Annotated in this window: 19 protein-coding genes; 12 read left to right on the top strand and 7 right to left on the bottom strand. The window is 64.4% G+C overall.

Features of this window, described 5'->3' with window-relative positions; genetic code table 11:
- The first annotated feature begins 4 nt into the window (after positions 1-4).
- The 4 genes from purB (at position 5) to ABEH27_RS02830 (ending at position 5,376) form a co-directional block, all read left to right on the top strand.
- Positions 5-1,375 (top strand): adenylosuccinate lyase, encoded by a 1,371-nt coding sequence (purB, locus tag ABEH27_RS02845; protein WP_346612116.1) that lies wholly within the window; start codon positions 5-7, stop codon positions 1,373-1,375.
- Between the two features lie 81 nt (positions 1,376-1,456).
- Complete coding sequence (locus ABEH27_RS02840) at positions 1,457-2,623, top strand: cupin domain-containing protein (protein WP_346612115.1); 1,167 nt, start codon at positions 1,457-1,459, stop codon at positions 2,621-2,623.
- Positions 2,616-3,050, top strand: a complete 435-nt coding sequence (locus ABEH27_RS02835; RefSeq protein ID WP_346612114.1) for a GNAT family N-acetyltransferase — start codon at positions 2,616-2,618, stop codon at positions 3,048-3,050. The genes ABEH27_RS02840 and ABEH27_RS02835 overlap by 8 nt, the downstream gene beginning before the upstream one ends.
- Before the next feature lie 379 nt (positions 3,051-3,429).
- Entirely contained in the window at positions 3,430-5,376 is a 1,947-nt protein-coding gene (locus tag ABEH27_RS02830) for a DNA topoisomerase III (protein ID WP_346612113.1), read from the top strand.
- A gap of 132 nt (positions 5,377-5,508) precedes the next feature.
- Here ABEH27_RS02830 and ABEH27_RS02825 read toward each other — a convergent pair whose 3' ends face one another.
- The 3 genes from ABEH27_RS02825 to ABEH27_RS02815 all read right to left on the bottom strand — a co-directional run bounded on the left by ABEH27_RS02825 (position 5,509) and on the right by ABEH27_RS02815 (position 8,696).
- Positions 5,509-6,606: an extracellular solute-binding protein gene (locus tag ABEH27_RS02825; protein WP_346612112.1), complete on the bottom strand. Its 1,098-nt coding sequence runs from the start codon at positions 6,604-6,606 to the stop codon at positions 5,509-5,511.
- Positions 6,606-7,715: an agmatine deiminase gene (aguA, locus tag ABEH27_RS02820; protein WP_346612111.1), complete on the bottom strand. Its 1,110-nt coding sequence runs from the start codon at positions 7,713-7,715 to the stop codon at positions 6,606-6,608. Before aguA ends, ABEH27_RS02825 begins: the two co-directional genes overlap by 1 nt.
- Before the next feature lie 93 nt (positions 7,716-7,808).
- Positions 7,809-8,696: a LysR substrate-binding domain-containing protein gene (locus tag ABEH27_RS02815; RefSeq protein ID WP_346612110.1), complete on the bottom strand. Its 888-nt coding sequence runs from the start codon at positions 8,694-8,696 to the stop codon at positions 7,809-7,811.
- A gap of 200 nt (positions 8,697-8,896) precedes the next feature.
- On the opposite strand from ABEH27_RS02815, the gene ABEH27_RS02810 reads away from it, so the two are divergent.
- From ABEH27_RS02810 to ABEH27_RS02790, 5 genes are all read left to right on the top strand, one after another.
- Positions 8,897-10,186, top strand: coding sequence for an FAD-binding oxidoreductase (locus ABEH27_RS02810; protein ID WP_346612109.1), 1,290 nt, complete (start codon positions 8,897-8,899; stop codon positions 10,184-10,186).
- On the top strand, positions 10,179-10,730 hold the full coding sequence (locus ABEH27_RS02805; RefSeq protein WP_346612108.1) for an XRE family transcriptional regulator: 552 nt from the start codon (positions 10,179-10,181) through the stop codon (positions 10,728-10,730). The genes ABEH27_RS02810 and ABEH27_RS02805 overlap by 8 nt, the downstream gene beginning before the upstream one ends.
- 9 nt (positions 10,731-10,739) lie before the next feature.
- A complete protein-coding gene (locus ABEH27_RS02800) occupies positions 10,740-12,095 on the top strand; it encodes a glutamine synthetase family protein (protein WP_346612107.1) in 1,356 nt (451 codons plus the stop codon).
- Positions 12,096-12,245: 150 nt separating this feature from the next.
- The gene (locus tag ABEH27_RS02795) at positions 12,246-13,076 is read left to right on the top strand and encodes an alpha/beta hydrolase (RefSeq protein ID WP_346612106.1); all 831 of its coding nucleotides are present in this window, start codon (positions 12,246-12,248) and stop codon (positions 13,074-13,076) included.
- Between the two features lie 137 nt (positions 13,077-13,213).
- Positions 13,214-13,993, top strand: a complete 780-nt coding sequence (locus tag ABEH27_RS02790) for a TSUP family transporter (protein WP_346612105.1) — start codon at positions 13,214-13,216, stop codon at positions 13,991-13,993.
- Here ABEH27_RS02790 and nudC read toward each other — a convergent pair.
- The gene (gene nudC, locus ABEH27_RS02785) at positions 13,961-14,791 is read right to left on the bottom strand and encodes an NAD(+) diphosphatase (protein WP_346612104.1); all 831 of its coding nucleotides are present in this window, start codon (positions 14,789-14,791) and stop codon (positions 13,961-13,963) included. The genes ABEH27_RS02790 and nudC overlap by 33 nt on opposite strands.
- Positions 14,792-14,824: 33 nt before the next feature.
- Positions 14,825-15,637 (bottom strand): crotonase/enoyl-CoA hydratase family protein, encoded by an 813-nt coding sequence (locus tag ABEH27_RS02780; protein WP_346612103.1) that lies wholly within the window; start codon positions 15,635-15,637, stop codon positions 14,825-14,827.
- Between the two features lie 550 nt (positions 15,638-16,187).
- Here ABEH27_RS02780 and ABEH27_RS02775 point away from each other — a divergent pair.
- Together ABEH27_RS02775 and ABEH27_RS02770 are read left to right on the top strand one after the other, a co-directional pair.
- Positions 16,188-16,739 carry a lipocalin family protein gene (locus tag ABEH27_RS02775; RefSeq protein ID WP_346612102.1) on the top strand — a complete coding sequence of 184 codons (552 nt, stop codon included), beginning with the start codon at positions 16,188-16,190 and terminating at the stop codon, positions 16,737-16,739.
- 92 nt (positions 16,740-16,831) lie between these two features.
- The gene (locus tag ABEH27_RS02770) at positions 16,832-17,794 is read left to right on the top strand and encodes an MBL fold metallo-hydrolase (RefSeq protein WP_346612101.1); all 963 of its coding nucleotides are present in this window, start codon (positions 16,832-16,834) and stop codon (positions 17,792-17,794) included.
- A gap of 132 nt (positions 17,795-17,926) precedes the next feature.
- On the opposite strand, the gene ABEH27_RS02765 is transcribed toward ABEH27_RS02770, so the two are convergent.
- Together ABEH27_RS02765 and ABEH27_RS02760 are read right to left on the bottom strand one after the other, a co-directional pair.
- Positions 17,927-19,210 carry a Zn-dependent hydrolase gene (locus ABEH27_RS02765; RefSeq protein WP_346612100.1) on the bottom strand — a complete coding sequence of 428 codons (1,284 nt, stop codon included), beginning with the start codon at positions 19,208-19,210 and terminating at the stop codon, positions 17,927-17,929.
- A gap of 13 nt (positions 19,211-19,223) precedes the next feature.
- Positions 19,224-20,726 (bottom strand): NCS1 family nucleobase:cation symporter-1, encoded by a 1,503-nt coding sequence (locus tag ABEH27_RS02760; RefSeq protein ID WP_346612099.1) that lies wholly within the window; start codon positions 20,724-20,726, stop codon positions 19,224-19,226.
- Positions 20,727-21,339: 613 nt separating this feature from the next.
- Between ABEH27_RS02760 and hydA the strand changes: the two genes are divergently transcribed.
- Positions 21,340-22,779, top strand: coding sequence for a dihydropyrimidinase (gene hydA / locus ABEH27_RS02755; protein WP_346612098.1), 1,440 nt, complete (start codon positions 21,340-21,342; stop codon positions 22,777-22,779).
- The last annotated feature ends 51 nt before the right edge of the window (positions 22,780-22,830 follow it).

Genomic DNA, 22,830 nt, shown 5'->3' with positions numbered 1-22,830 from the left:
CCCCATGCAGCTCTCTTCGCTCACTGCGGTTTCCCCTGTAGACGGCCGTTACGCCGGCAAAACCCAGGCCTTGCGCCCCATTTTCAGCGAATACGGCCTGATCCGTTTCCGCGCCCTGGTCGAAGTACGCTGGCTGCAGCGTCTGGCCGCCCACCCGCAGATCAGCGAAGTGCCGGCGTTCTCCGCCGAGGCCAACGCTCTGCTGGACGGCCTGGCCACCGACTTCAAGCTCGAGCACGCCGAACGCGTCAAGGAAATCGAGCGCACCACCAACCACGACGTCAAGGCGATCGAATACCTCCTCAAGGAGCAGGCTGCGCAACTGCCTGAGCTGGCCAAGGTCAGCGAGTTCATCCACTTCGCCTGCACCAGCGAGGACATCAACAACCTGTCCCACGCCCTGATGCTGCGCGCCGGTCGCGACGAAGTGCTGCTGCCGCTGATGCGCCAGATCGCCGATGCCATCCGCGCCCAGGCCCACGCTCACGCCGACGTGCCGATGCTGTCGCGTACCCACGGTCAGCCGGCCTCGCCGACCACCCTGGGCAAAGAGCTGGCCAACGTGGTGTACCGCCTGGAGCGCCAGATCGCCCAGGTAGCCGCCGTGCCGCTGCTGGGCAAGATCAACGGCGCCGTGGGCAACTACAACGCCCACCTCTCGGCCTACTCGCAGGTCGACTGGGAAGAGAACGCCCGCGCCTTCATCGAAGGCGAGCTGGGCCTGCAGTTCAACCCGTACACTACCCAGATCGAGCCGCACGACTACATTGCCGAGCTGTTCGACGCCATCGCCCGCTTCAACACCATCCTCATCGACTTCGACCGCGACGTCTGGGGCTACATCTCGCTGGGCTACTTCAAGCAGAAGACCGTTGCCGGCGAAATCGGCTCGTCGACCATGCCGCACAAGGTCAACCCGATCGACTTCGAAAACTCCGAAGGCAACCTGGGTATCGCCAACGCGCTGTTCCAGCACCTGGCCAGCAAGCTGCCGATCTCGCGCTGGCAGCGTGACCTGACCGACTCCACCGTGCTGCGCAACCTGGGCGTGGGCTTCGCCCACAGCGTCATCGCCTACGAAGCCAGCCTGAAAGGCATCGGCAAACTGGAAGTCAACACCGCTCGTATCGCCGCCGACCTGGACGCCTGCTGGGAAGTCCTGGCCGAGCCGATCCAGACCGTCATGCGCCGCTTCAACATCGAGAACCCCTACGAGAAGCTCAAAGAGCTGACCCGTGGCAAGGGCATCACCCCTGAAGCGCTGCTGACCTTCATCGACGGCCTGGACATGCCAGCCGACGCCAAGGCCGAGCTCAAGCAATTGACCCCTGCCAGCTACATCGGTAACGCGGCAGCACAGGCCAAACGCATCTAAGTTGCCCGTCGCGTTCAACGCCCGGCCTAGCCGGGCGTTTTTATTCCCGGACGAAAATTACGTTTTTTCAATAGGTTGAACATGAATCCTGATACTCCACTGCAGCTGCTCGGCGGCATCTCGGCCCGCGAATTCATGCGCGACTACTGGCAGAAGAAGCCGCTGCTGGTGCGCCAGGCGTTCCCGGACTTCGAAAGCCCGATCGACCCCGACGAGCTGGCCGGCCTGGCCCTCGAGGAAGAAGTCGAGTCGCGCATCGTGCTCGAGCACGGCGCCCACCCGTGGGAGCTGCGCCGCGGCCCGTTCAACGATGACACCTTCGCCGAATTGCCGGAAAAGGACTGGACCCTGCTGGTGCAGGCTGTCGACCAGTTCGTGCCGGAAGTCGCCGAGCTGCTGGAGCACTTCCGCTTCCTGCCGAGCTGGCGTATCGACGACGTGATGATCAGCTTCGCAGCCCCAGGTGGCAGCGTCGGTCCGCACTTCGACAACTACGACGTGTTCCTGCTGCAGGGCCACGGCCAGCGCAACTGGAAAATCGGCCAGATGTGCGACAGCGAGAGCCCGCTGCTGGAGCACGCCGACCTGCGCATCCTCGCCGAATTCGAACAGAGCGGTGAATGGACCCTGGAACCGGGGGACATGCTCTACCTGCCACCGCGCCTGGCCCACTACGGCGTGGCCGTGGACGACTGCCTGACCTACTCGGTCGGCTTCCGCGCCCCAAGCGCCGCCGAAGTGTTGACCCACTTCACCGACTTCCTCGGCCAGTTCCTGCCTGACGAAGAGCGCTACAGCGACGCCGACGCCCAGCCAGTCAGCGACCCGCACCAGATCCAGCACGATGCCCTCGACCGCCTCAAGGGGCTGATCGACAAGCACATGAACGACAAGGACCTGCTGCTGACCTGGTTCGGCCAGTTCATGACCGAACCGCGCTACCCCGAGCAGGTGGTGGGTGAAGAGCTGGAGGAGCAAGAGCTGATCGAAGCGCTGGAAGATGGCGCCATCCTGATCCGCAACCCGAGCGCCCGCATGGCCTGGTCGGAGCTGGGCGACGACCTGATGCTGTTCGCCAGCGGCCGCAGCTGCCCGCTGCCAGCCAAGCTGCGCGAGCTGTTGAAGCTGGTGTGCTCGGCCGACGCGTTACACATCGACAACCTTGAGCAGTGGCTGCAGGATGAAGATGGCCTTATGCTGGTACAGCAGCTGATCAAACAAGGCAGCCTGGGATTCGCCAATGAATAAGATACGTGTGCGCCTCGCCGACTGGCAGAAGGACAACGCCGATATCCGCCGTATCCGGGAAGCAGTATTCGTCGCCGAACAGCACATTCCGCCGGAACTGGAATTCGACTCGGAGGACCAGGAGGCACTGCACTTCCTGGCACTGGAAGGGGACTACCCGATTGGCACCGCCCGCCTGCTGGCGGACGGCACCATCGGCCGCATTTCGGTGCTCAAGGACTGGCGAGGCCTCAAGGTCGGCGATGCGCTGGTCAATGCGGTGATCGTCGAAGCGCAGAACCGCGACCTCAAGCAGCAGATGCTCAGCGCCCAGGTGCACGCCACACCGTTCTACGAGCGGCTGGGCTTTCGCGTGGTCAGCGAGGAATTTCTCGAAGCCGGCATCCCGCACGTGGACATGGTGCGCGACTCTCGCGAGATCGCCTGATCCCTGGCGGTTGACCTCACCGGCCCTATCGCCGGCAAGCCGGCTCCCACACAGACCTCATGGCTTTCAAGAGCAATGATGCACCTGTGAGAGCCGGCTTGCCGGCGAGAGGCCGGTGGTCACAGAGACCTCATAGCCTTCAAGAGCGGTGATGCACCTGTGGGAGCCGGCTTGCCGGCGAGAGGCCGCTGGTCACAGAGACCTCATAGCCTTCAAGAGCGGCGATGCACCTGTGGGAGCCGGCTTGCCGGCGAGAGGCCGGTGGTCACAGCAACATCCTCACTGATAAAAACCTGTACATCCATCCAGATAAAACTTGCCTCCGCGCCCCCGCTTGCGCATCCTAGCGCTTATCACCCTCGATAAAGCGTTCCCGGCCATGCGCCTGTTCCTCTGCGAAAAACCCTCCCAGGCAAAAGACATCGCCAAGGTCCTCGGCGCCACCCGCAAGGCCGACGGCTGCTGGCAAGGCACCGACGTCTGCGTCACCTGGTGCATCGGCCACCTGCTCGAAACTGCCCCGCCCGACAGCTACGACGAACGCTACAAGCGCTGGAACCTCGCCGACCTGCCGATCATCCCGGAAAAGTGGAAAATGCTGGTCAAGCCCAAGACCGCCAGCCAATTCAAGGCCGTCAAGCGCCTGCTAGGTGAAGCGCGCGAACTGGTCATCGCCACCGACGCCGACCGCGAGGGCGAGATGATCGCCCGCGAACTGGTCGAGCATTGCCGCTACCGTGGGCCGATCCAGCGCCTGTGGTTGTCTGCACTGGACGACGCGTCGATCCGCAAGGCCCTGGCCCGCCTGCTGCCCGGGCAGGAAACCTTCAACCTGTACCACTCGGCCTTGGGCCGCTCCCGCGCCGACTGGCTGATTGGCATGAACATGAGCCGGCTGTTCACCCTGCTCGGCCGCCAATCCGGCTACCAGGGCGTGCTGCCAGTGGGCCGTGTGCAAACGCCGACGCTACGCCTGGTGGTGGACCGCGACCGCAGCATCGCCGATTTCGTCCCGGTACCGTTCTGGGCCATCGACGTCCAGCTCGAACATACCGGCCAGCGCTTCAATGCCCAATGGCGGGCGCCGGAAGACGCCTGCGACGACCAGGGCCGCTGCCTCAACCAGGCGCTGGCCCAACAAGCCGCTGCCGACATGGGCAACGCCGGCTCGGCACGGGTGATCAAGGTCGCCACCGAGCGCGTGCGCGAGGCTGCACCCCTGCCCTTCGACCTCGGCACCCTGCAGGAGCTGTGCTCGAAAAAGTTCGGCCTGGGCGCCCAGGAAACCCTGGACATTGCCCAGGCCCTGTACGAAACCCACAAGCTGATCACCTACCCGCGCAGCGACTGCGGCTACCTGCCCCTCAGCCAGCACAGCGAAGCGCCAGCCATCCTCGCTGCCCTGCAGCGCGCCGATGCCAGCCTGGCGCCGCTGCAGGCGCACCTAGAGCCCCAGCGCCGTTCGCGGGCCTGGAACGACACCAAGGTCACCGCTCACCACGGCATCATCCCCACCGCTGCCGCCAGCGACCCCTCACGCCTGCCGGCCAAGCACAAGGCGGTCTACACCCTGATCCGCGCCCGTTACCTGGCGCAGTTCCTGCCCAACCACGAGTATGACCGCACCCAGGCCGAGTTCGACTGTGCAGGCCATGCGCTGCGCGCTGTTGGCAAGCAGATCGTCGAACCGGGCTGGCGTCGCGCCCTGCCCGAGGCGCTGACCCCGGCCAAAGGCCGCGAAGCACCGCCGGCCCAGGTACTGCCAGCCTTGCGTGAAGGCCAGGACTGCGCCGTGCAGGGCCTGCAGCTGAAAGACCTGTGGACCCAGCCGCCCAAACCGTTCACGGAGGGTGACCTGATCAAGGCCATGAAGAACGTCGCCAAGCTGGTGGACGACCCGCGACTGAAACAGAAGCTCAAGGAAACCACCGGCATCGGCACCGAGGCCACCCGCGCCAGCATCATCCAGGGCCTGCTCGACCGCGGCTACCTGACCAAAAACGGCAAGGCCCTGGCCGCCACACCTGCCGCCTTCAGCCTGATCGACGCCGTGCCCCGCGCCATCGCCGACCCGGGCACCACGGCGATCTGGGAGCAAGCGCTGGACATGGTGCAGAGTGGCGAAATGAGCCTTGAAGAGTTCGTTGCCCGTCAGTCGGCGTGGATGGGCAAGCTGGTGGAGCGCTGCAGCGGCATGCGCATGACCATCAGCGGGCCGGCGGTGGGCAAAGCGGCGCCGTGGAAGAAAAAGGGCAGGAGCAAAGGCAAGGCGGCTGGAAGCAAGCCTAGGCAGCCCCGGCGCAAGACGGCTGCAAAGCCCAGCTGATTGAGTGTCAGTGCTGGCCTCTTCGCGGGGCAAGCCCGCTCCCACAGGTGCCCAAGCCTCAAGGCAGTGGTGAACCTGTGGGAGCGGGCTTGACCCGCGAAGGGGCCAGCACCGGCAACCCATCTTTCAACCTTAGGTGCCACTTTTCAACCGACTGAACGCCCGCGTCAGCTCCCGGTTGAACGCCTTGCCATTGTCATTCTTGCCATACAACCGGGCCCTCACCTGCGCTGGCGGGTACGTCCCCGGCGCGTTGCGAATGCTGGCATCCACCAGGCTGTCAGCCGCCGTGATCGCATTGGCGTAATGAATGGTATCGGTGATCGGCGCAATCACCTCCGGCCGCATCAGGTAATCCAGCAGTTTCCAGGCTGCCTCCGGGTGCGGCGCATCCTTGGGCACCACCAGCGCATCCAGCCAAATGAGGGTGCCTTCCTCGGGGATGCTGTAGTTAAGCGCAAATGCCTTGCCCGCCTGCTGCGCCTGTGCCTGGGCGATCGCAACGTTACCATTCCACGACATCGCCACGCAGGTTTCGCCATTGGCCAGGTCATTGATGTTGCGGTCATTGTCGAAGTAGCGGATGTACGGGCGGACCTTGCGCAATTGCGCCTCCGCCGCCTTGAGGTCCTCGATGCGTTGCTGGTTGATATCCAGCCCCATGTAACGCATGACCGCGGCGAACACCTCGTTGGGGTCATTGAGCAGGCTCACCCCGCAATCGGCGAATTTCGCCACCACCTGGGGGTCGAACAGCATTGCCCAGCTCCCCACCGGTGCCCCGGCCATGCGCGCCGTCACCGCCTGCTGCTGATAGCCCACCCCTGTGGTGCCCCAGGCATAGGTGCCGGCATAACGGTTGCCAGGGTCGAACAATGCCATGTGCTGGCGGAACTCTTCGCCAACGCCTGCCAGGTGGGGCAACCGGGCCTTGTCCAACGGCTGCAGGGCGCCGCTGGCAATCGCTCGGCTCAAGTGCTGGCCGGCACTGAGCACCACATCGTAGCCACTGCCACCGGTGAGCAACTTGGTCTCGGCAGTTTCCAGCGAATCGAAGTGGTCGGCGGTGACGCGGATGCCGGTTTCCTTCTCGAAGTTGGTCAGGGTATCCGGGGCCAGGTATTCGCCCCAGATATACAGGTTGACGGTTGGCTGTTGTGCGTCGGCTGCCTGGGCCACCGACGCCGCGCAACCCAGGGCGACCGCAGCCGCCAGCAGAGGAAATTTCATCAGCGACGGCCCCCGGCGTATTGCGGCATGGTGATGCAGGCGACGTTGCCACCACCCAGGAGGATTTCCCGGGAGTTGTGGATGCCGATGATGCGATGCTCGGGGAACAGCTCGGCCAGGGTCGCCTGAGCAACACTGTCGTTGCGGTCCCCGAACAGCGGCACGACGATGGCCGAATTGCCTGCGTAGTAGTTGATGTACGAAGCGCAGATGCGGGTGCCTGCCTCACGCAGGTGCGTACCTTCGACCTGGTCCAGCCCGGCGGCTTCCTCAGCCGTCCACTGCAGCACTTCGGGCTGTGGCAGCTTGTGGACCTTGAGGTCACGCCCCCGGGCGTCGCGGGTGCTGCGCAGGATGTCGTAAGCCTCCTGGTAGATTTCCCACTGCGGGTCATCGCGGTTGTCCGTCCATTGCAGCACGACTTCACCCGGCCGCACGAAGCACGCCAGGTCGTCGACGTGGCCATCGGTTTCGTCGAACTTGCAACCGCGCGGCAGCCAGATCACCTGGTCGGCGCCCAGGTAGTCCTGCAGCCGGCGCGTGACCTCCTGCTTGCCCAAGTGGGCATTGCGGTTGCGGTTGAGCAGGCACTGCTCGGTGGTCAGCAGGCTGCCCTGGCCGTCGCTCTGGATGCCGCCAAGTTCGGCGATCAGCGGCGCGCGGTAGCGGTCCAGGTTTTCGATCTCGAGAATTTTCTGGGCGATCTGGTCATCTTTGTCCCAGGGGTAGTAAAGGCCGCCGTCCAAACCACCGTAAGCATTGAATTCGAAGTCCACGCCGCGCACTTCACCGCTGCTGTCATTGACCACGAAGCAGGCGCCGCTGTCACGGAACCAGGTATCGTTGCAGGTCATTTCCACCACCCGCACTTGCGCTGGCAGCAGGCGCCGGGCGTTGGCGTATTGCGCAGCAGAAGCGCACACCGTGACCGGCTCGCTGGAGGCGATGGCGCTGGCAATTTCGACCCAGACTTTTTGCGCGGGCTTGGCGCCATTGCGCCACACATCAGGCCGCTCGGGCCAGCCGAGCCAGCAGCCGGCCTTGCGCTCGAATTCGCCCGGCAGGCGGAAACCATCGGCTTTGGGAGTGGTGCTGAGCGAACGTGCCATGGGTCAACCTCGTGTCGATGAGTGATGACTGCACGCTACGCCGGCACGCGGCCGGCTTCCAACGATGAAAACTCAGCGATAGTTGAATTGAATTCAGCTATCGCCCAGCTGTTCGATGAACCAATCGATGAACTGCGCCACCGCCGCGCGCTCCAGGCGCAACCGCTCACACACCAGCGCGTACTGCCCCTGGGCGGTCACGCTTGCAGTGAAAGGCCGCACCAGTTTGCCGCTCTGCAGGTCGCCCTGGCAGGTCAGGTTGTCGCCCATCGCGACCCCCTGCCCGAGCAATGCGGCCTCCAGCGCCAGGGCAGCGTGTGGGAAATACAACTGGCGGGTGGGCAAGGCATCTTCGGCATGGGTGGCCAGCCAGGTGGTCCAGGTGCGGCCATCCTGGTCGTCATGCAGCAGGCAATGGCGCACCAGGTCGCGCGGGCGCTTGAGGCCGCCCTGGTTGAACAGGCCGGGGCTGCACACCGGGAAGAACTGCAACAGCGGCAATGGCCTGACAAAGTGGGTACTGGCGTCGAGGGTGCTGGTGCCATAAGTGATCGCCAGGTCGACATCCAGCGCAGGCGCCCCGGCATCGATCGGCTGCTCGTGCAGGTGCAGGGTGATGTGCGGGTAGCGGTTGCTGAAATCGGCGAGCCGGGCCACCAGCCATTTCTGCGCCAGCTCTGCCGTCACTGCAACCCGCAGCACTGCTTGCGACGCCGGGTCACGCAGGTCGTCGCAGGCCTTGCCGATCAATTCGAAGGCCTGCTGCAGGTGATGCAGCAGGCGCTGGGCCTCGGCGCTGGGGCGCACCTGGCGGCCAACGCGCTCGAACAGGGTGACGCCAAGCTGCTCTTCCAGCTGGCGGATCTGGTGGCTTACCGCACTGTCGGTGACGCACAGCTCGGCAGCGGCGCGGCCGAAATGGCCATGGCGGGCAGCGCACTCGAAGGTGCGCAGGGCGGTCAGGGAAGGCAGGCGGCGCATAGGTATTCCTGTCAGGTCCACGGGTTTGCTTGGCAGCCTTGCGACCGCTCCTTCACCCCGGCAAGGGCGCGGCCTTGTGTCGGCAATGGGTCGCCCAGCGGCCCCACGATCATAAAGCCCGCACGGCGTAACTGGCGATATGAAAATTCCCTGCTAAATTTTCATGAAAATAAACACAATAAATTTCATGAGGGTCCGGCATGTTCAAGCAATCCGCCCAGCACGTTGCCACTTACTACGCCCAGACTTACCCCGCCAGCATTCCCCTGCGCCCTACCCTGCAAGGCCGGCACGACACCGACGTGCTGATCATAGGCGCCGGTTTCAGCGGGCTGCACACCGCCCTGCGCCTGGCCATGGCCGGCAAGCGCGTCACCCTGCTGGAAGCCAGCCGGGTGGCCTGGGCCGCCTCCGGCCGCAATGGTGGCCAGGCATTGCTGGGCTGGTCGTGCGACATGCCGCCCCTCGAAAAGGCACTGGGTGTGGAGCGCACCCGGCGCCTGTGGGCCAGCATGTGCTGGGCCGCCGAAGAACTGCGTGAACTGCCAAAGCGCCATGGCTTCGAAATCGACTACCGCGTGGGCAGCCTGTGGACATCGGTGCTACCGCGCCGCGTGAAAATGCTGGAGGAGGCATTGCAGGATGCCGAGCAAAAATGGGGCTATGACGCCCTGCGCCTGATCGGCCGTGACGAACTGCCACAATGGATCGACAGCCCGCGCTACCAGGCCGCACTGTACGACGCCAAAGGCGCGCACCTCAACCCGCTGAAGCTGGCCCAGGGCTTGGCCGCCACCCTCGAAGCCGCGGGCAGCCGGCTATTCGAGCAAAGCCATGTGCTGGACTACCAGCAGACCGCCAATGGCTATGTCGCCCACACCGCCCAGGGCGAGGTGCACTGTGATGTGCTGGTGCTGGCCTGCAACGCCTACATCGACCGCCTCGACCGCAACCTGTCGCGCCGGCTGCTGCCGGTCGGCTCGTACCAGGTGGCCACCGCACCGCTGGATGCCGACTTCACCCGTTCGCTGCTGCCACGCAACAGTTGCGTGATCGACAACCAGTTCGTGCCCGACTACTTCCGCCTCACCCCGGACAACCGCCTGCTCTTCGGCGGCGGTTGCACTTACCTGGGCGGTATTCCAAAGGATGTGGCCAGCGCCACTCGCCCCTACCTGGAGCGGGTGTTCCCGCAGCTGGCCGGCGTGGCCATCGACTATGCCTGGGGCGGGCACATCGACTGCAGTATCCAGCGTACCCCGGATATCGGCCGCGAAGGCCAGCGCTACTGGCTGCAAGGCTTCTCTGGCCATGGTGTGCTGCCGACCCTGGCCGGCGCGCGGGCGGTGAGTGATGCAATCCTTGGCGACGACGACCTGCTGGCGCTGTACCAGGGCATCGACAATGGCCGCTTCCCAGGTGGTGACTTCCTGGCCGCCCCGCTAGAGGCCGCCGCCAAAGCCTGGTACCGGATGCGCGATCATGTCTGAAGACGCCCAGGGCCTGGCACTGCTGATCCGCGACCTGCGCAAGCACCGCGGGCTGACCCTCGGCGAGCTGGCCACCCAGGTCAAGCGCTCACTGGGCTTTCTGTCCCAGGTCGAGCGCGGCCTGTCGCAACCCACTGTGGCCGACCTGACCGCCATCAGCGAGGCGCTGCGCGTTCCCACCACCTACTTCTACCAAGCCAGTCAACCCCGTGAACTGGACTGGGTCACCCGCCCGGGCGAGCGGCGCACGATCTACTACGCCGAGGGCATCAGCGACGTGCTGGTGTCCCCCACCCTGCACGGCAGTTTCGCCATGCTCGAAAGCCACCTGGCGCCCGGCGCCAGCAGTGGCGAGGGCCACCTGGACGACAGCTCCGAACAAGGCGGTTTCGTGCTTGAGGGCGAGCTGACACTGTGGCTCGAAGGCCGCGAAGAAGCAGTGACACTCGGCCCCAACGACAGCTTCCAGCTACCGCCACACAGCCAGTTTCGCTACGCCAACCTGACCACCCAGACGACCCGCGTCCTCTGGGTTTTCCGATGAGAGCACAGCATGACAACAACAACTACAGGCTTTGCCGATCTGCTCAGTGAAGTGCGCGCCTTCCGCGCCCGTTATCCCGATGTGCGCCACATCGACCTGCTGAGCCTGGACATCCCCGGGCATTTCTACGGCAAGCGCTACCCCATCGACATGCTGGAGAAGGTCGCCGCCGGTAGCCCGCTGAAACTGCCGCAGAACTGCGTGTTGCTGGGCGTGCAAGGCGGGCTGTTCCCGATTGGCGACTACTGCTTCAACGATGGAGACCCGGATGCGCTGCGGCGCTTGATCCCCGGCACCCTCAAGCCGGTCACCTGGGAGCGCGAGCCGCTGGGCCAGATGCTGATCAGCTCCGATGGCACCGCAGCGCCCATCGAGTTCGAGCCACGAGAAGTGCTCGCCCGCGTACTGCAGCGCCTGGAGCGGCGCGGCATTCGCCCGGTGGTGGCGTTCGAGCTGGAGTTCTACCTGTTCGACCGGGCGCTCAAGCAAGGGCTGCCGCAGTTCCCGCACGACCCCTTCACCGATGACCCGGACGATCAGCCGAACATGCACATTGAGCGGCTGTCGCGGTTCAGCGATGTGCTGCGTGACATGGTGGCAACGGCCAACGCACAAGGGATCGACGCCAACGTCATCACCGCCGAACTGGGCCCCGGTCAGTTCGAGATCAACTTCGGCCACTGCGACGACGGCCTGCGCGCCGCTGACTGGGCGGCCTTGTTCTGCCGCAGCACGCGCGGTGTGGCACTCAAGCACGGGCTGCGCGCCTCGTTCATGAGCAAACCCTACCTGCAGGCACCGGGCAGCGGCATGCATGTGCACGTCAGCCTGTACGACACCGCCGGCAACAACCTGCTGGCGGCCGACCAGCAACGGCGGCTGCGCCACGCGGTGGCCGGCTGCCTGGCGTTGCTCCCGCACTGCATGCCGATCTTTGCCGGCAACCACAATGCGTTTCGCCGGTATGGCGCCATGGTCAATGCCGCCAGCCGCGCCAGTTGGGGCTTTGAGGACCGTGATGCGTGCATACGCATCCCCGAGTCGGATGCACGCAATGTGCGTATCGAGCACCGGCTGGCAGGCGCGGATGCCAACCCGTACCTGGTGCTGGCGGCAATCCTGTGTGGCATGGAGCACGGGCTGGATGCCGGGCAGGAGCCGATTGCGCCGCTGAATGAGGACCGCAGCAGCGGGATCGACTTTCCCAAGGACATGCTGAGCGCGGTCTCGGCCATGCGTGGGCACCCGGCCGTGAATGAAGGGCTGGGCGAAGAATTCGTGATGGTGTACTGCGAGAACAAGCGCCAGGACCACCTGGCATTTATGCAGGAGGTCAGTGCCAGGGAATACCGCTGGTTCCTTTGAAACCAACACTGACCCTACCGATCCGGCTCCCACGAGTGGTGTCTGCGTGGGAGCCGGCTTGCCGGCGATGAGGCCAGAACTGACAACACAGAAATCTCTCCTATCCTCAATAGCTCACCTGGCAACCCCCTGCACAGAGGAGACGCGACCATGAGCTACGTGACCACGAAAGATGGCGTTCAAATCTTCTACAAGGACTGGGGCCCGCGCGATGCGCCGGTCATTCACTTCCACCACGGCTGGCCGCTCAGCGCCGACGACTGGGACGCCCAACTGCTGTTCTTCCTCGCCCAGGGCTTCCGTGTCGTGGCCCATGATCGCCGCGGCCATGGCCGCTCCAGCCAGGTGTGGGACGGTCATGACATGGACCACTACGCCGATGACGTAGCCGCCGTGGTCGAGCACCTGGGGATTCAGGGCGCGGTGCATGTCGGCCATTCCACCGGTGGCGGCGAAGTGGTGCGCTACATGGCCCGTTACCCCGGCGACAACGTAGCCAAGGCGGTGCTGATCGCCGCGGTACCGCCGCTGATGGTACAGACCCCAGGCAACCCCGGCGGCCTGCCCAAGTCAGTGTTCGATGGCTTCCAGGCACAGGTGGCGAGTAACCGGGCGCAGTTCTACCGCGATGTGCCGACCGGGCCGTTCTATGGCTATAACCGGCCAGGTGCCGAGCCTGCCGAAGGGGTCATTGCCAATTGGTGGCGCCAAGGCATGATCGGCAGCGCCAAGGCCCATTACGACGGGATCGTGGCGTTTTCCCAGACCGATTTCACCGAAGACCTGAAGAAGATCCAGCAGCCAGTGCTGGTGATGCATGGCGATGATGACCAGATCGTGCCCTACGAAAACGCCGGGCCGCTATCGGCCAAGCTGTTGCCCAATGGCACATTGAAGACGTACAAAGGCTTCCCGCATGGCATGCCGACCACCCATGCCGATGTGATCAATGCGGATTTGCTGGCGTTTATCCGTAGCTGAGCTGTGCTTCAAAGCCGGCCTCTTCACGGGCATGCCCGAAGAGGCCGGCACTGGCAACCCATCCCTCCCGGCATTACCATGTTGCGCTTCCAGCGCGGCAGTTTGCCGCACCCTGCCTTCTTGCCTGCCGAATCCCAATGCCCTTCGAACTCACCGTAGAACCCCTCACCCTGCTGATCCTGGCCCTGGTCGCCTTCGTCGCCGGATTCATCGACGCCATCGCCGGCGGTGGCGGCCTGCTGACCACCCCGGCGCTGCTCACCGCCGGCATGCCCCCGCACCTGGTGCTGGGTACCAACAAGCTCAGCTCGACCTTCGGCTCGGCCACGGCCGGCTTCACCTACTACAAACGCAAGCTGTTCCATCCGGCGCAGTGGCGCCCGGCCTTGTTCGCCACGCTGCTCGGTGCATTGATCGGTGCAGTGATCGCCCACTACATGCCCGCCGAATGGCTGAACAAGATGCTCCCGGTGATCGTCTTCGCCTGTGGTATCTACCTGCTGTTCGGCGGCACACCCAAGGCGCCGCTGGACGCCGATGCGCCCATCAAGAAGAAGTGGCAGTTCCCGCAGGGCTTTACCCTGGGCTTCTATGACGGTGTGGCCGGCCCCGGTACCGGCGCGTTCTGGACCGTGAGCACGCTGCTGCTCTACCCCATCGACCTGGTCCGCGCCAGCGGCGTTGCGCGCAGCATGAACTTCGTCAGCAACATCGCGGCGCTGACGGTGTTCATCATTTCCGGGCAGGTGGACTACGTCGTCGGCCTGTGCATGGGCCTGTCGGTGATGGTCGGCGCGTTCTTCGGCGCACGCACGGCGATCAGCGGTGGCAGCAAATTCATCCGCCCCGTGTTCATCACCGTGGTGCTGGCACTGACCGTGCGCCTAGCGTGGCAGCACTGGTTCGGGCAGGCCTAAGCGGCGGGCCACATACAAATCGATCAGGTACCGGGCAATCGATCGCCCGGCCGGCAGCGGCGGCAGTTCGTGCACGTTGAACCACTGGGCGTCCTCGATCTCGTCCGGCTGCATGACGATGTCGCCACCGGCGTATTGCGCGTGAAAACCCAGCATCATCGAATGCGGGAATGGCCAGCACTGGCTGCCGATGTACTCGATGTTGCGCACCTCGACCGCCACCTCCTCACGCACTTCGCGCACCAGGCAGTCCTCGGCCGACTCGCCCGGCTCGGCGAAGCCTGCCAGGGTGCTGTACACACCGGTGACGAAGCGCGGCGAACGCGCCAGCAGAATCTCGTCGCCACGGGTCACCAGCACGATCATGCTCGGCGAAATGCGCGGGTAGCTGCGCAGGTCGCAAGGCTGGCAGTACATCGCCCGCTCCCAGCGCACCTGCGTCATCGGCTGGCCGCAACTGCCGCAGAAGCGGTGCTCGCGGGCCCAGGTGCCAATCTGCGCGGCATAGCCGAGGACTTTGTAGAGGTCGAAGTCGCCTTCGAGCATGAAGGCGCGCAACCCGCGCCAGCTGCAGCCTGGCACCTCGGCGGTGGTGCGCAGCTCGAGCAGGAACACCGGCTCGCCGTCGAAGTGGCCGATACCGTGCTCGGCCAAGACGTCGAGGTCCTGGCGCTTTAGCCAGTCGCGTGGGAACAGCGCACCGTTGGCGTCCACCAGAAACCCCTCCGGGCTGCGGGCAACGGCCCAGCCCCCGGTGATCTGCGGGTCGAGTACTGCGGTAGTCCAGCGTGCTGACATGTCGGGGTTCCTGTGCTGCGTCCCCCGGCCCGGTCAGTCGGCGAACGTCGGTTTCTGTTTGCTCATGTGCGCCGCCACGGCCACGCGCAGGTCTTCGGACTGCAGCATCGCGGCGTTCCAGGTGGCGATGTATTCCAGGCCATCGTCGATGCGATGGTCGCGCATGTAGCTGAGCATTTCCTTGGTGCCGGCCACGGCGATCGGCGATTTTGCGGCAATCTCGCGGGCGATGGCAAAGACCCCGTCGAGCAGCGCAGCCTGATCATCATAGACCCGGTTCACCAGGCCGATGCGCAGTGCCTCCTCGGCCTCGACGTTGCGCCCGGTGAAGGCCAGCTCACGCATGATGCCGTCGCCGATGATCCGTGGCAAACGTTGCAGGGTGCCGACATCGGCGGCCATGCCCATGTCGATTTCCTTGATCGAGAACTGCGCGTCCGCGCTGCAATAGCGCATGTCGCACGCCGAAACCAGGTCGATGGCGCCGCCGATGCAGTAGCCCTGGATCGCCGCCAGCACCGGCTTGCGGCAGTTGTCCACGGCATTGAACGAAGCCTGCAGGCGCAGGATGGTGCGGCGCAGCAGGCGCGCGTTGCGGCCCACGTCCTTGCCCATCTGGCCGGCCAGCGAGGCCAGCATCATCAGGTCGATGCCCGAGGAAAAGTGCTTGCCCGCGCCACTGATGACCACCGCGCGCACCGCGTCGGTGTCGTCGATCCACTGGAAGATATCGACGATTTCTTTCCAGAAGGCCGCGTTCATCGCGTTGACCTTTTCCGGGCGGTTGATCTGCACATGGGCGATGTTGTCGGTCAGTTCGACCTTGAACGCGCTGTACTCGGTCACGGGCTGCACTCCTGTGGGGGAAGGGTTCACAGCGCAGGATGGTAACTCAGGCGGGTTGCCGTGCTTGTGCCAAAAGCGGGACTTGGTGGGGTTGCTGTGGGATATACGTTGAAGATGCGGTGTTCATGAGACCGAGCGCCGCCCGCGCGGCGCATCGCGGGCAAGCCCGCTCCTACATTTGTTGCAACGTGCCATGGCCTGTGAGGCCATAGTTGCCAGCCTTGTTGGCATGACCCAATTTTTCGGCTGGCTCTGCCGACGCCCCATCTGTCTTCAGTCATGCGCCAAGGCGGACAACCATGGCCTGACTGGAACGGCGCGTTGCAACAAATGTAGGAGCGGGCTTGCCCGCGATGCGCCGCGCGGGCGGCGCTCGGTCTCAAAGGCGCTGAAGATCTCAAGGCAAGCGCTTCGCGATGCGCCGCGCGGGCGGCGCTCGATCTGCTGAACAACGCCCATCCAACGCCCTGCACCAAAAACCCATACAACTTTTGCCCCTCACCTGCATCGAAGCAAAGGTAAGCATCCATCCGCTTCCAGGAGGTTCGCCATGCCGATGCGTAAAACCCTGATCCTTTCCTGCATAACGCTAGCCCTGGCCGGCTGCGCCGGTTCAGGCGACGAACACCGGGCGCCGCCCACCACCCAGCAGGTCGACCTGCAACGCTACCAAGGCACCTGGTACGAGCTGGCGCGCTTGCCGATGTTCTTCCAGCGCAACTGCGTGCAGTCCGAGGCGCACTACGGCTTGCGCGAGGACGGGCGCATCGACGTGACCAACCGCTGCAAGGAAAAGGACGGCCAATTGAACGAGGCCAAGGGTATCGCCGAGGCCCAGCAGCCTGGCAAGACCGACAAGCTCTGGGTGCAGTTCGACAACTGGTTCAGCCGCCTGGCGCCAGGGCTGACCAAGGGCGAATACTGGGTGCTGTACCACGACAAGGACTACCGCGTGGCGCTGGTCGGGCACCCGAACCGGGAGTACCTGTGGCTGCTGTCGCGCACGCCGGCCATTACCGACCAGACCCGCGAACAGCTGCTGGCGATCGCCCAGAAGCAAGGCTATGACACCAGCAAGCTGATCTGGCGCCAGGCGGAGTAACCTGCGCCGGGTGCACACCATCGACGCCGGGCCTCAATCCGGCTAAGGTGTGCGCCCTCTCAGCATCCGAAACCTGCCACTGTCGACGCACAATGGACCTACTTTTTCTAGGCACCTCGGCCGGTGTGCCGACCAAGGCCCGCAATGTCAGCGCCACCGCGGTCATCGAAGCCAGCGGTAGCCAGTGGTACCTGGTCGATTGTGGCGAAGGCACCCAGCATCAATTACTGCGCACGCCTTTGTCGATACGCGATCTGCGTGGGGTGTTCATCACCCATGTGCACGGCGACCATTGCTTCGGCCTGCCCGGCCTGCTGGCCAGTGCCGGCATGAGCGGGCGCACCCAACCCCTGGACTTGATTCTGCCTGCTGCACTGCACGACTGGCTTCGTCTGGGCCTGGCCGCCAGCGATACCTTCCTGCCATTCGAGTTGCGCTTGCTGGCAGTCGAGCAACTGACCGACTGGTGCAGCGATACGCTGCGCGTCAGCACCGTGCAACTGTCGCACCGGGTACCCAGCGTCGGCTACGTGTTCACCGAACTCAACCCCGAGCCGCGCCTGGACGTACAGCGCCTGGACGCAGAGGGCATCCCACGCGGCCCGTTGTGGGGCGAGCTGGCCAAGGGGCATTCCGCCGAACATGCAGGTCGGGTGCTGCACGGCCGCGATTACCTGCGGGCCTCGCGCCCGGCGCGAAAGGTGATTGTCTGTGGCGACAACGACAGCCCCGAGTTGCTCGCTGAGGTCGCCAAGGGTGCCGATGTGCTGGTGCACGAAGCGACTTTCACCCAGCCGATCATCGAGCGCAGCGGGGCCACCTTTGGTCACAGCAGTGCGGCTCAGGTGGCGCGCTTTGCCGAAACGGCCGGGGTGCGCAACCTGGTGCTCACACACTTCAGTGCCCGCTACCAGCCCGACCCGCGACGCAGCCCGTGCATCGACGACGTGCGCGAAGAAGCGCTGGCGCAGTACAGCGGCAACCTGACGCTGGCGCGGGACCTGCAGCGTTATCACATTGGGCGTGATGGCTGCCTCTGTGTGGGAGCGGCTTGAGCCGCGAAGCAGGCGCCGCGGTGGATGGCACCGGCTTCGCCGGTGTTCGCGGCTGCAGCCGCTCCTACAGGAACCCCGTCAAATCAGTAAGTTAGCGTTTGGGCTTGGCCCGCGAGCAGGCCAGCACAGGCCCTAAGCAGCCAAACGCCCGCTGGCAATCGCCTCCGACGCCGCCAGCATCGCCCGCAGCAACACCGCGCAGCCTGCCGCCAGGTCCTCCGGGGTGGCGTTCTCGATTTCGTTATGGCTGATGCCATTCTCGCAGGGCACGAAGATCATCCCCGCCGGCCCCAGTTCGGCCAGGAAGATCGCGTCATGCCCTGCCCCGCTGACGATATCCATGTGCGCCAAGCCCAGAGCCTGCGCCGAATCGCGCACCGCATCGACGCAACCACGGTCGAAATACAGCGCGGGGAAGTCGGCCGTCGGGGTCAGTTCGTGGCTCAGGCCGTGCTTGGCACAGGTGGCGTCGATGACCGCACGCACGTCAGCGATCATCGAATCGAGCTGCTCGCCTTCGAGATGACGCAAGTCCAGGGTCATGCGCACTTCGCCCGGGATCACGTTGCGTGAGCCAGGGTAGGCCTGCAGGCAACCGACCGTGCCGCAAGCATGCGGTTGATGGCCAAGGGCCGCGCGGTTGACCGCCTCGACCACCGCTGCGGCGCCAACCAAAGCGTCCTTGCGCAGGTGCATCGGCGTAGGGCCGGCGTGCGCTTCGACCCCGCGCAAGGTCAGGTCGAACCACTTCTGCCCCAGTGCGCCGAGCACCACGCCGATGGTCTTGGCCTGGTCTTCAAGAATCGGCCCCTGCTCGATGTGCGCTTCGAAATACGCGCCCACCGGGTGGCCAAGCACCGCCCGCTGGCCGGCATAGCCAATGGCGTTCAACGCCTCGCCCACCGTCACGCCCTGGGCGTCACGCTTGGCCAAGGTGTCCTCCAGGGTGAACTTGCCGGCAAATACCCCCGAGCCCATCATGCACGGCGGGAAGCGCGAACCTTCTTCGTTGGTCCATACCACCACTTCCAGCGGTGCCTCGGTTTCGATGCCGAGGTCGTTGAGGGTGCGGATGACCTCCAGGCCCGCCATCACCCCGAAGCAGCCATCGAACTTGCCGCCGGTGGGCTGGGTGTCGATATGACTGCCGGTCATCACCGGGGGCAGCTTGGGGTTGCGGCCGGGGCGCCGGGCGAAGATGTTGCCGACGCCATCGACGCTGACGCTGCAGCCAGCAGCCTCGCACCACTCAACGAACAGGTCGCGGGCCTGGCGGTCGAGGTCGGTCAATGCCAGGCGGCAGACACCGCCCTTGGGCGTGGCCCCCAGGCGCGCGAGCGCCATCAGGGATTGCCACAAGCGCTCACTGCTGACGTGGCGTTCGGTGGATTGCAGCACATGCTGGGCTGGGGTCATGGGTCGTGTCTCCTCAGGCGTTTTTGTTATCGGCATTCATCACAGGCTGCACTGGCCCACGCACCGCCACGGCACCAAGCGCGTAGTACAGCGCCCCGCCAAGCAGCGAACCGGTAAACCAGCCATAGTCGTAGAACCAGCTGAAACTGCTGTTGCCGATGGCCATCACGGTCAGCGCCACCGGCAGCGCGAAGGCGGCAAAGCCTGCCCAGTTCCAGGCCGGGTAGACGTCGTCGCGGTACAGCCCTGCCAGGTCCAGTTTCTGCCGGCGGATCAGGAAGTAGTCCACCACCATGATCCCGGCAATCGGCCCGAGCAGGCTGGAGTAGCCCAGCAACCAGTTGGAATAGACGCTCTCCAGGCTCAGGTCGGAAACGATCCAGCCGAGCTTCTTCAGCAGCTCATGGCCCATCAGCGCCAGGCCGATGAAACCGGTCAGCCATACGGCGCGGCTGCGCCCGATCAGGCGCGGGGCGATGTTCTGGAAGTCGTTGGTCGGCGAGACGATATTGGCCGCCGTGTTGGTCGACAGCGTGGCAATCACGATCAGCGCCATGGCCAGGGCCACCCAACCCGGGCTGTGGATCTTGCCGATCAAACTCACCGGGTCGGACACTGTTTCACCCACCAGCGATGCCGAAGCGGCGGTCAGCACCACGCCCAGCGACGCAAACAGGAACATGGTCAGCGGCAGGCCGAAGATCTGCCCCAGAATCTGGTCTTTCTGGCTCTTGGCGTAACGGCTGAAGTCCGGAATGTTCAGCGACAGCGTGGCCCAGAAACCAACCATCGCCGTGAGCCCCGCGCAGAAGTAGCTGACCACGCTAGCCCCCTCGGGACGCTTGGGTGGCTGGGCCAGCAGCTCGGTCATCGACATGTGCGGCAACGCCCAGAACAACAGGCCGACGCCCACCGCCACCAGCAGCGGCGCTGACAAGGTCTCGAGCCACTTGATCGACTCCGCACCGCGCAACACCACCCACAGGTTGAGCGCCCAGAACACCATGAAGCCGATGACTTCACCGGTGCCGCCCAAGGCCTTCCACTCAGGGAAAATCGAGCCCAGGAACAGGTGAATGGCCAAGCCACCGAACATCGTCTGGATACCGAACCAGCCGCAGGCAACCACCGCGCGGATCAGGCACGGCACGTTGGAGCCGAGAATGCCGAACGATGAGCGCAGCAATACCGGAAACGGAATGCCGTACTTGGTGCCGGGGAATGCGTTGAGGGTGAGCGGGATCAGCACGATCAGGTTGGCCAACAGAATCGCCAGCAACGCTTCACCCACGCTCAGGCCGAAATAGGCCGTGAGCACGCCGCCGAGGGTGTAGGTGGGTACGCAGATGGACATGCCCACCCACAGCGCGGTGATGTGCCACTTGTTCCAGGTGCGCTGGTGCACCTTGGTCGGTGCGATGTCGTGGTTGTAGCGCGGGCTGTCGAGGACGTCATTGCCTGCGGACAGCTCGAACAGGCCAGCCTGCTCGACCACTTCGGATCTGCTCTGTTGCATGGGGCCTTCTCCAGTTTTTCTAATTGTTTGCTCATCGGGCTAATGCGATGGCCGGAGTACACACACCACCAGTACTGCTCCTCCGGTCCGGCCTGGCGGTTGTGGCCGTACTCAAATTGCGTGCCGGGCAGGCCTGCGTCTGCCCGGCCGGCCGCCGCCGACCGGAGGTAATCAACTGATCTGCAAGGCATATATCGACTTCAACCGAAGGCACGGTTATTCCATCGGCTGTCGCTCACTGCGTTAGGGGCCGGCCCTGGCCCCCAGCAGTAGGGTTCAAACTGGTGCAACCTGGTTTTTCACAAGCGCGTCCGGCGCTTCGAAGCCAGGTTTCAAGCAGCTGATTTTGCATGGAAAATCTTGACCAATTTGGCTTCTTGTCAAGTGCGTCAAAATGGTGAACAGGCTCACCATTTTGGTGAACTGAACAATAAATCCTTAAATATCAGTCATTTATTAAAGTTATAAGCTCATAAATTATTTTCTTGAACAATCCAAATTCAGCATCTAGATTTCAATCTTGTCAGGCCTGACAGGATTAACCAGCCCTCAGCCACTGGCACATAAAAACTCAAGAACCGGCCCAGACCGGTCAGCCTGCGAGGAAGACGGCATGTCCCTGTTGATCCGTGGCGCCACCGTGGTAACGCACGAAGAGAGCTACCCCGCCGATGTGCTTTGTGTCGATGGCCAGATCCGTGCCATTGGCAAAGACCTTGAAGCCCCCACCGACTGCGAGATCCTCGACGGCAGCGGCAGGTACCTGATGCCCGGGGGCATCGACCCGCACACCCACATGCAGTTGCCCTTCATGGGCACCGTGGCCAGTGAAGACTTTTTCAGCGGCACCGCTGCAGGGCTGGCGGGCGGTACCACGTCGATCATCGATTTCGTCATCCCCAACCCCCAGCAGTCGCTGCTGGAGGCCTTCCACACCTGGCGTGGCTGGGCGCAGAAAAGCGCCTGCGACTATGGCTTCCATGTCGCCATCACCTGGTGGAGCGAGCAGGTTGCCGAAGAAATGGGCGAGCTGGTCAACCACCATGGGGTAAACAGCTTCAAGCACTTCATGGCCTACAAGAACGCCATCATGGCCGCCGACGACACGCTGGTGGCCAGCTTCGAACGCTGCCTGCAGCTGGGCGCAGTACCTACGGTGCACGCCGAAAACGGCGAGCTGGTTTACCACCTGCAGAAAAAACTGCTCGCCCAGGGGCTGACCGGCCCGGAAGCACACCCGCTGTCGCGCCCCTCGCAAGTTGAAGGTGAAGCCGCCAGCCGCGCTATCCGCATCGCTGAAACCATTGGTACACCGTTGTACGTGGTACACATTTCCAGCCGCGAAGCGCTGGACGAAATCACCTACGCCCGGGCCAAAGGCCAGCCGGTGTACGGTGAAGTGCTGCCCGGCCACCTGCTGATCGATGACAGCGTCTACCGCAACCCGGACTGGGCCACTGCCGCCGGCTACGTGATGAGCCCCCCGTTCCGCCCGCGCGAGCATCAGGAGGCGCTGTGGCGCGGGCTGCAGTCGGGCAACCTGCACACCACCGCCACCGACCACTGCTGCTTCTGCGCCGAACAGAAAGCCATGGGCCGCAACGATTTCAGCCGCATCCCCAACGGCACTGCCGGCATCGAAGACCGCATGGCGGTGTTGTGGGACGCTGGGGTCAACAGTGGGCGCTTGTCGATGCATGAATTCGTCGCGCTGACCTCCACCAACACCGCGAAAATCTTCAATCTGTTCCCGCGCAAGGGCGCCATCCGCGTCGGCGCCGATGCCGACCTGGTGCTGTGGGACCCACAGGGCACGCGCACCATCTCGGCACAGACGCACCACCAGCGCGTCGATTTCAACATCTTCGAGGGCCGCACCGTGCGCGGCATCCCCAGCCACACCATCAGCCAGGGCCGCCTGGTCTGGGCCGATGGCGACCTGCGCGCAGAAGCTGGCGCCGGTCGTTACGTGGAGCGCCCGGCCTACCCCTCGGTGTACGAGGTACTGGGCCGCCGCGCCGAGCAGCAGCGCCCGACGCCCGTTCAGCGCTGAGCCACCCCGCAATGCCGTACCGGCCCCCAGAGGCCGGGCGGCGCCGTATTG

Origin of the sequence: Pseudomonas sp. P39-UII1, from assembly GCF_039672635.1 — a bacterium.
Lineage (GTDB): Bacteria > Pseudomonadota > Gammaproteobacteria > Pseudomonadales > Pseudomonadaceae > Aquipseudomonas.
The sequence above is the reverse complement of the archived record's forward strand: the minus strand, read 5'-3'. Positions and strand labels throughout refer to the sequence as shown.

Excerpts from the sequence above, each read along its gene's own strand:
- ABEH27_RS02840 (WP_346612115.1), top strand. The coding sequence starts at position 1,457 with ATGAATCCTGATACTCCACTGCAGCTGCTCGGCGGCATCTCGGCCCGC.
- ABEH27_RS02815 (WP_346612110.1), bottom strand. The coding sequence starts at position 8,696 with ATGCGCCGCCTGCCTTCCCTGACCGCCCTGCGCACCTTCGAGTGCGCT.
- ABEH27_RS02760 (WP_346612099.1), bottom strand. The coding sequence starts at position 20,726 with ATGCAACAGAGCAGATCCGAAGTGGTCGAGCAGGCTGGCCTGTTCGAG.
- nudC (WP_346612104.1), bottom strand. The coding sequence starts at position 14,791 with ATGTCAGCACGCTGGACTACCGCAGTACTCGACCCGCAGATCACCGGG.
- ABEH27_RS02765 (WP_346612100.1), bottom strand. The coding sequence starts at position 19,210 with ATGACCCCAGCCCAGCATGTGCTGCAATCCACCGAACGCCACGTCAGC.
- ABEH27_RS02790 (WP_346612105.1), top strand. The coding sequence starts at position 13,214 with ATGCCCTTCGAACTCACCGTAGAACCCCTCACCCTGCTGATCCTGGCC.
- ABEH27_RS02795 (WP_346612106.1), top strand. The coding sequence starts at position 12,246 with ATGAGCTACGTGACCACGAAAGATGGCGTTCAAATCTTCTACAAGGAC.
- ABEH27_RS02825 (WP_346612112.1), bottom strand. The coding sequence starts at position 6,606 with ATGAAATTTCCTCTGCTGGCGGCTGCGGTCGCCCTGGGTTGCGCGGCG.
- ABEH27_RS02805 (WP_346612108.1), top strand. The coding sequence starts at position 10,179 with ATGTCTGAAGACGCCCAGGGCCTGGCACTGCTGATCCGCGACCTGCGC.
- ABEH27_RS02770 (WP_346612101.1), top strand. The coding sequence starts at position 16,832 with ATGGACCTACTTTTTCTAGGCACCTCGGCCGGTGTGCCGACCAAGGCC.
- aguA (WP_346612111.1), bottom strand. The coding sequence starts at position 7,715 with ATGGCACGTTCGCTCAGCACCACTCCCAAAGCCGATGGTTTCCGCCTG.
- ABEH27_RS02835 (WP_346612114.1), top strand. The coding sequence starts at position 2,616 with ATGAATAAGATACGTGTGCGCCTCGCCGACTGGCAGAAGGACAACGCC.
- ABEH27_RS02810 (WP_346612109.1), top strand. The coding sequence starts at position 8,897 with ATGTTCAAGCAATCCGCCCAGCACGTTGCCACTTACTACGCCCAGACT.
- ABEH27_RS02775 (WP_346612102.1), top strand. The coding sequence starts at position 16,188 with ATGCCGATGCGTAAAACCCTGATCCTTTCCTGCATAACGCTAGCCCTG.
- ABEH27_RS02800 (WP_346612107.1), top strand. The coding sequence starts at position 10,740 with ATGACAACAACAACTACAGGCTTTGCCGATCTGCTCAGTGAAGTGCGC.
- hydA (WP_346612098.1), top strand. The coding sequence starts at position 21,340 with ATGTCCCTGTTGATCCGTGGCGCCACCGTGGTAACGCACGAAGAGAGC.
- purB (WP_346612116.1), top strand. The coding sequence starts at position 5 with ATGCAGCTCTCTTCGCTCACTGCGGTTTCCCCTGTAGACGGCCGTTAC.
- ABEH27_RS02830 (WP_346612113.1), top strand. The coding sequence starts at position 3,430 with ATGCGCCTGTTCCTCTGCGAAAAACCCTCCCAGGCAAAAGACATCGCC.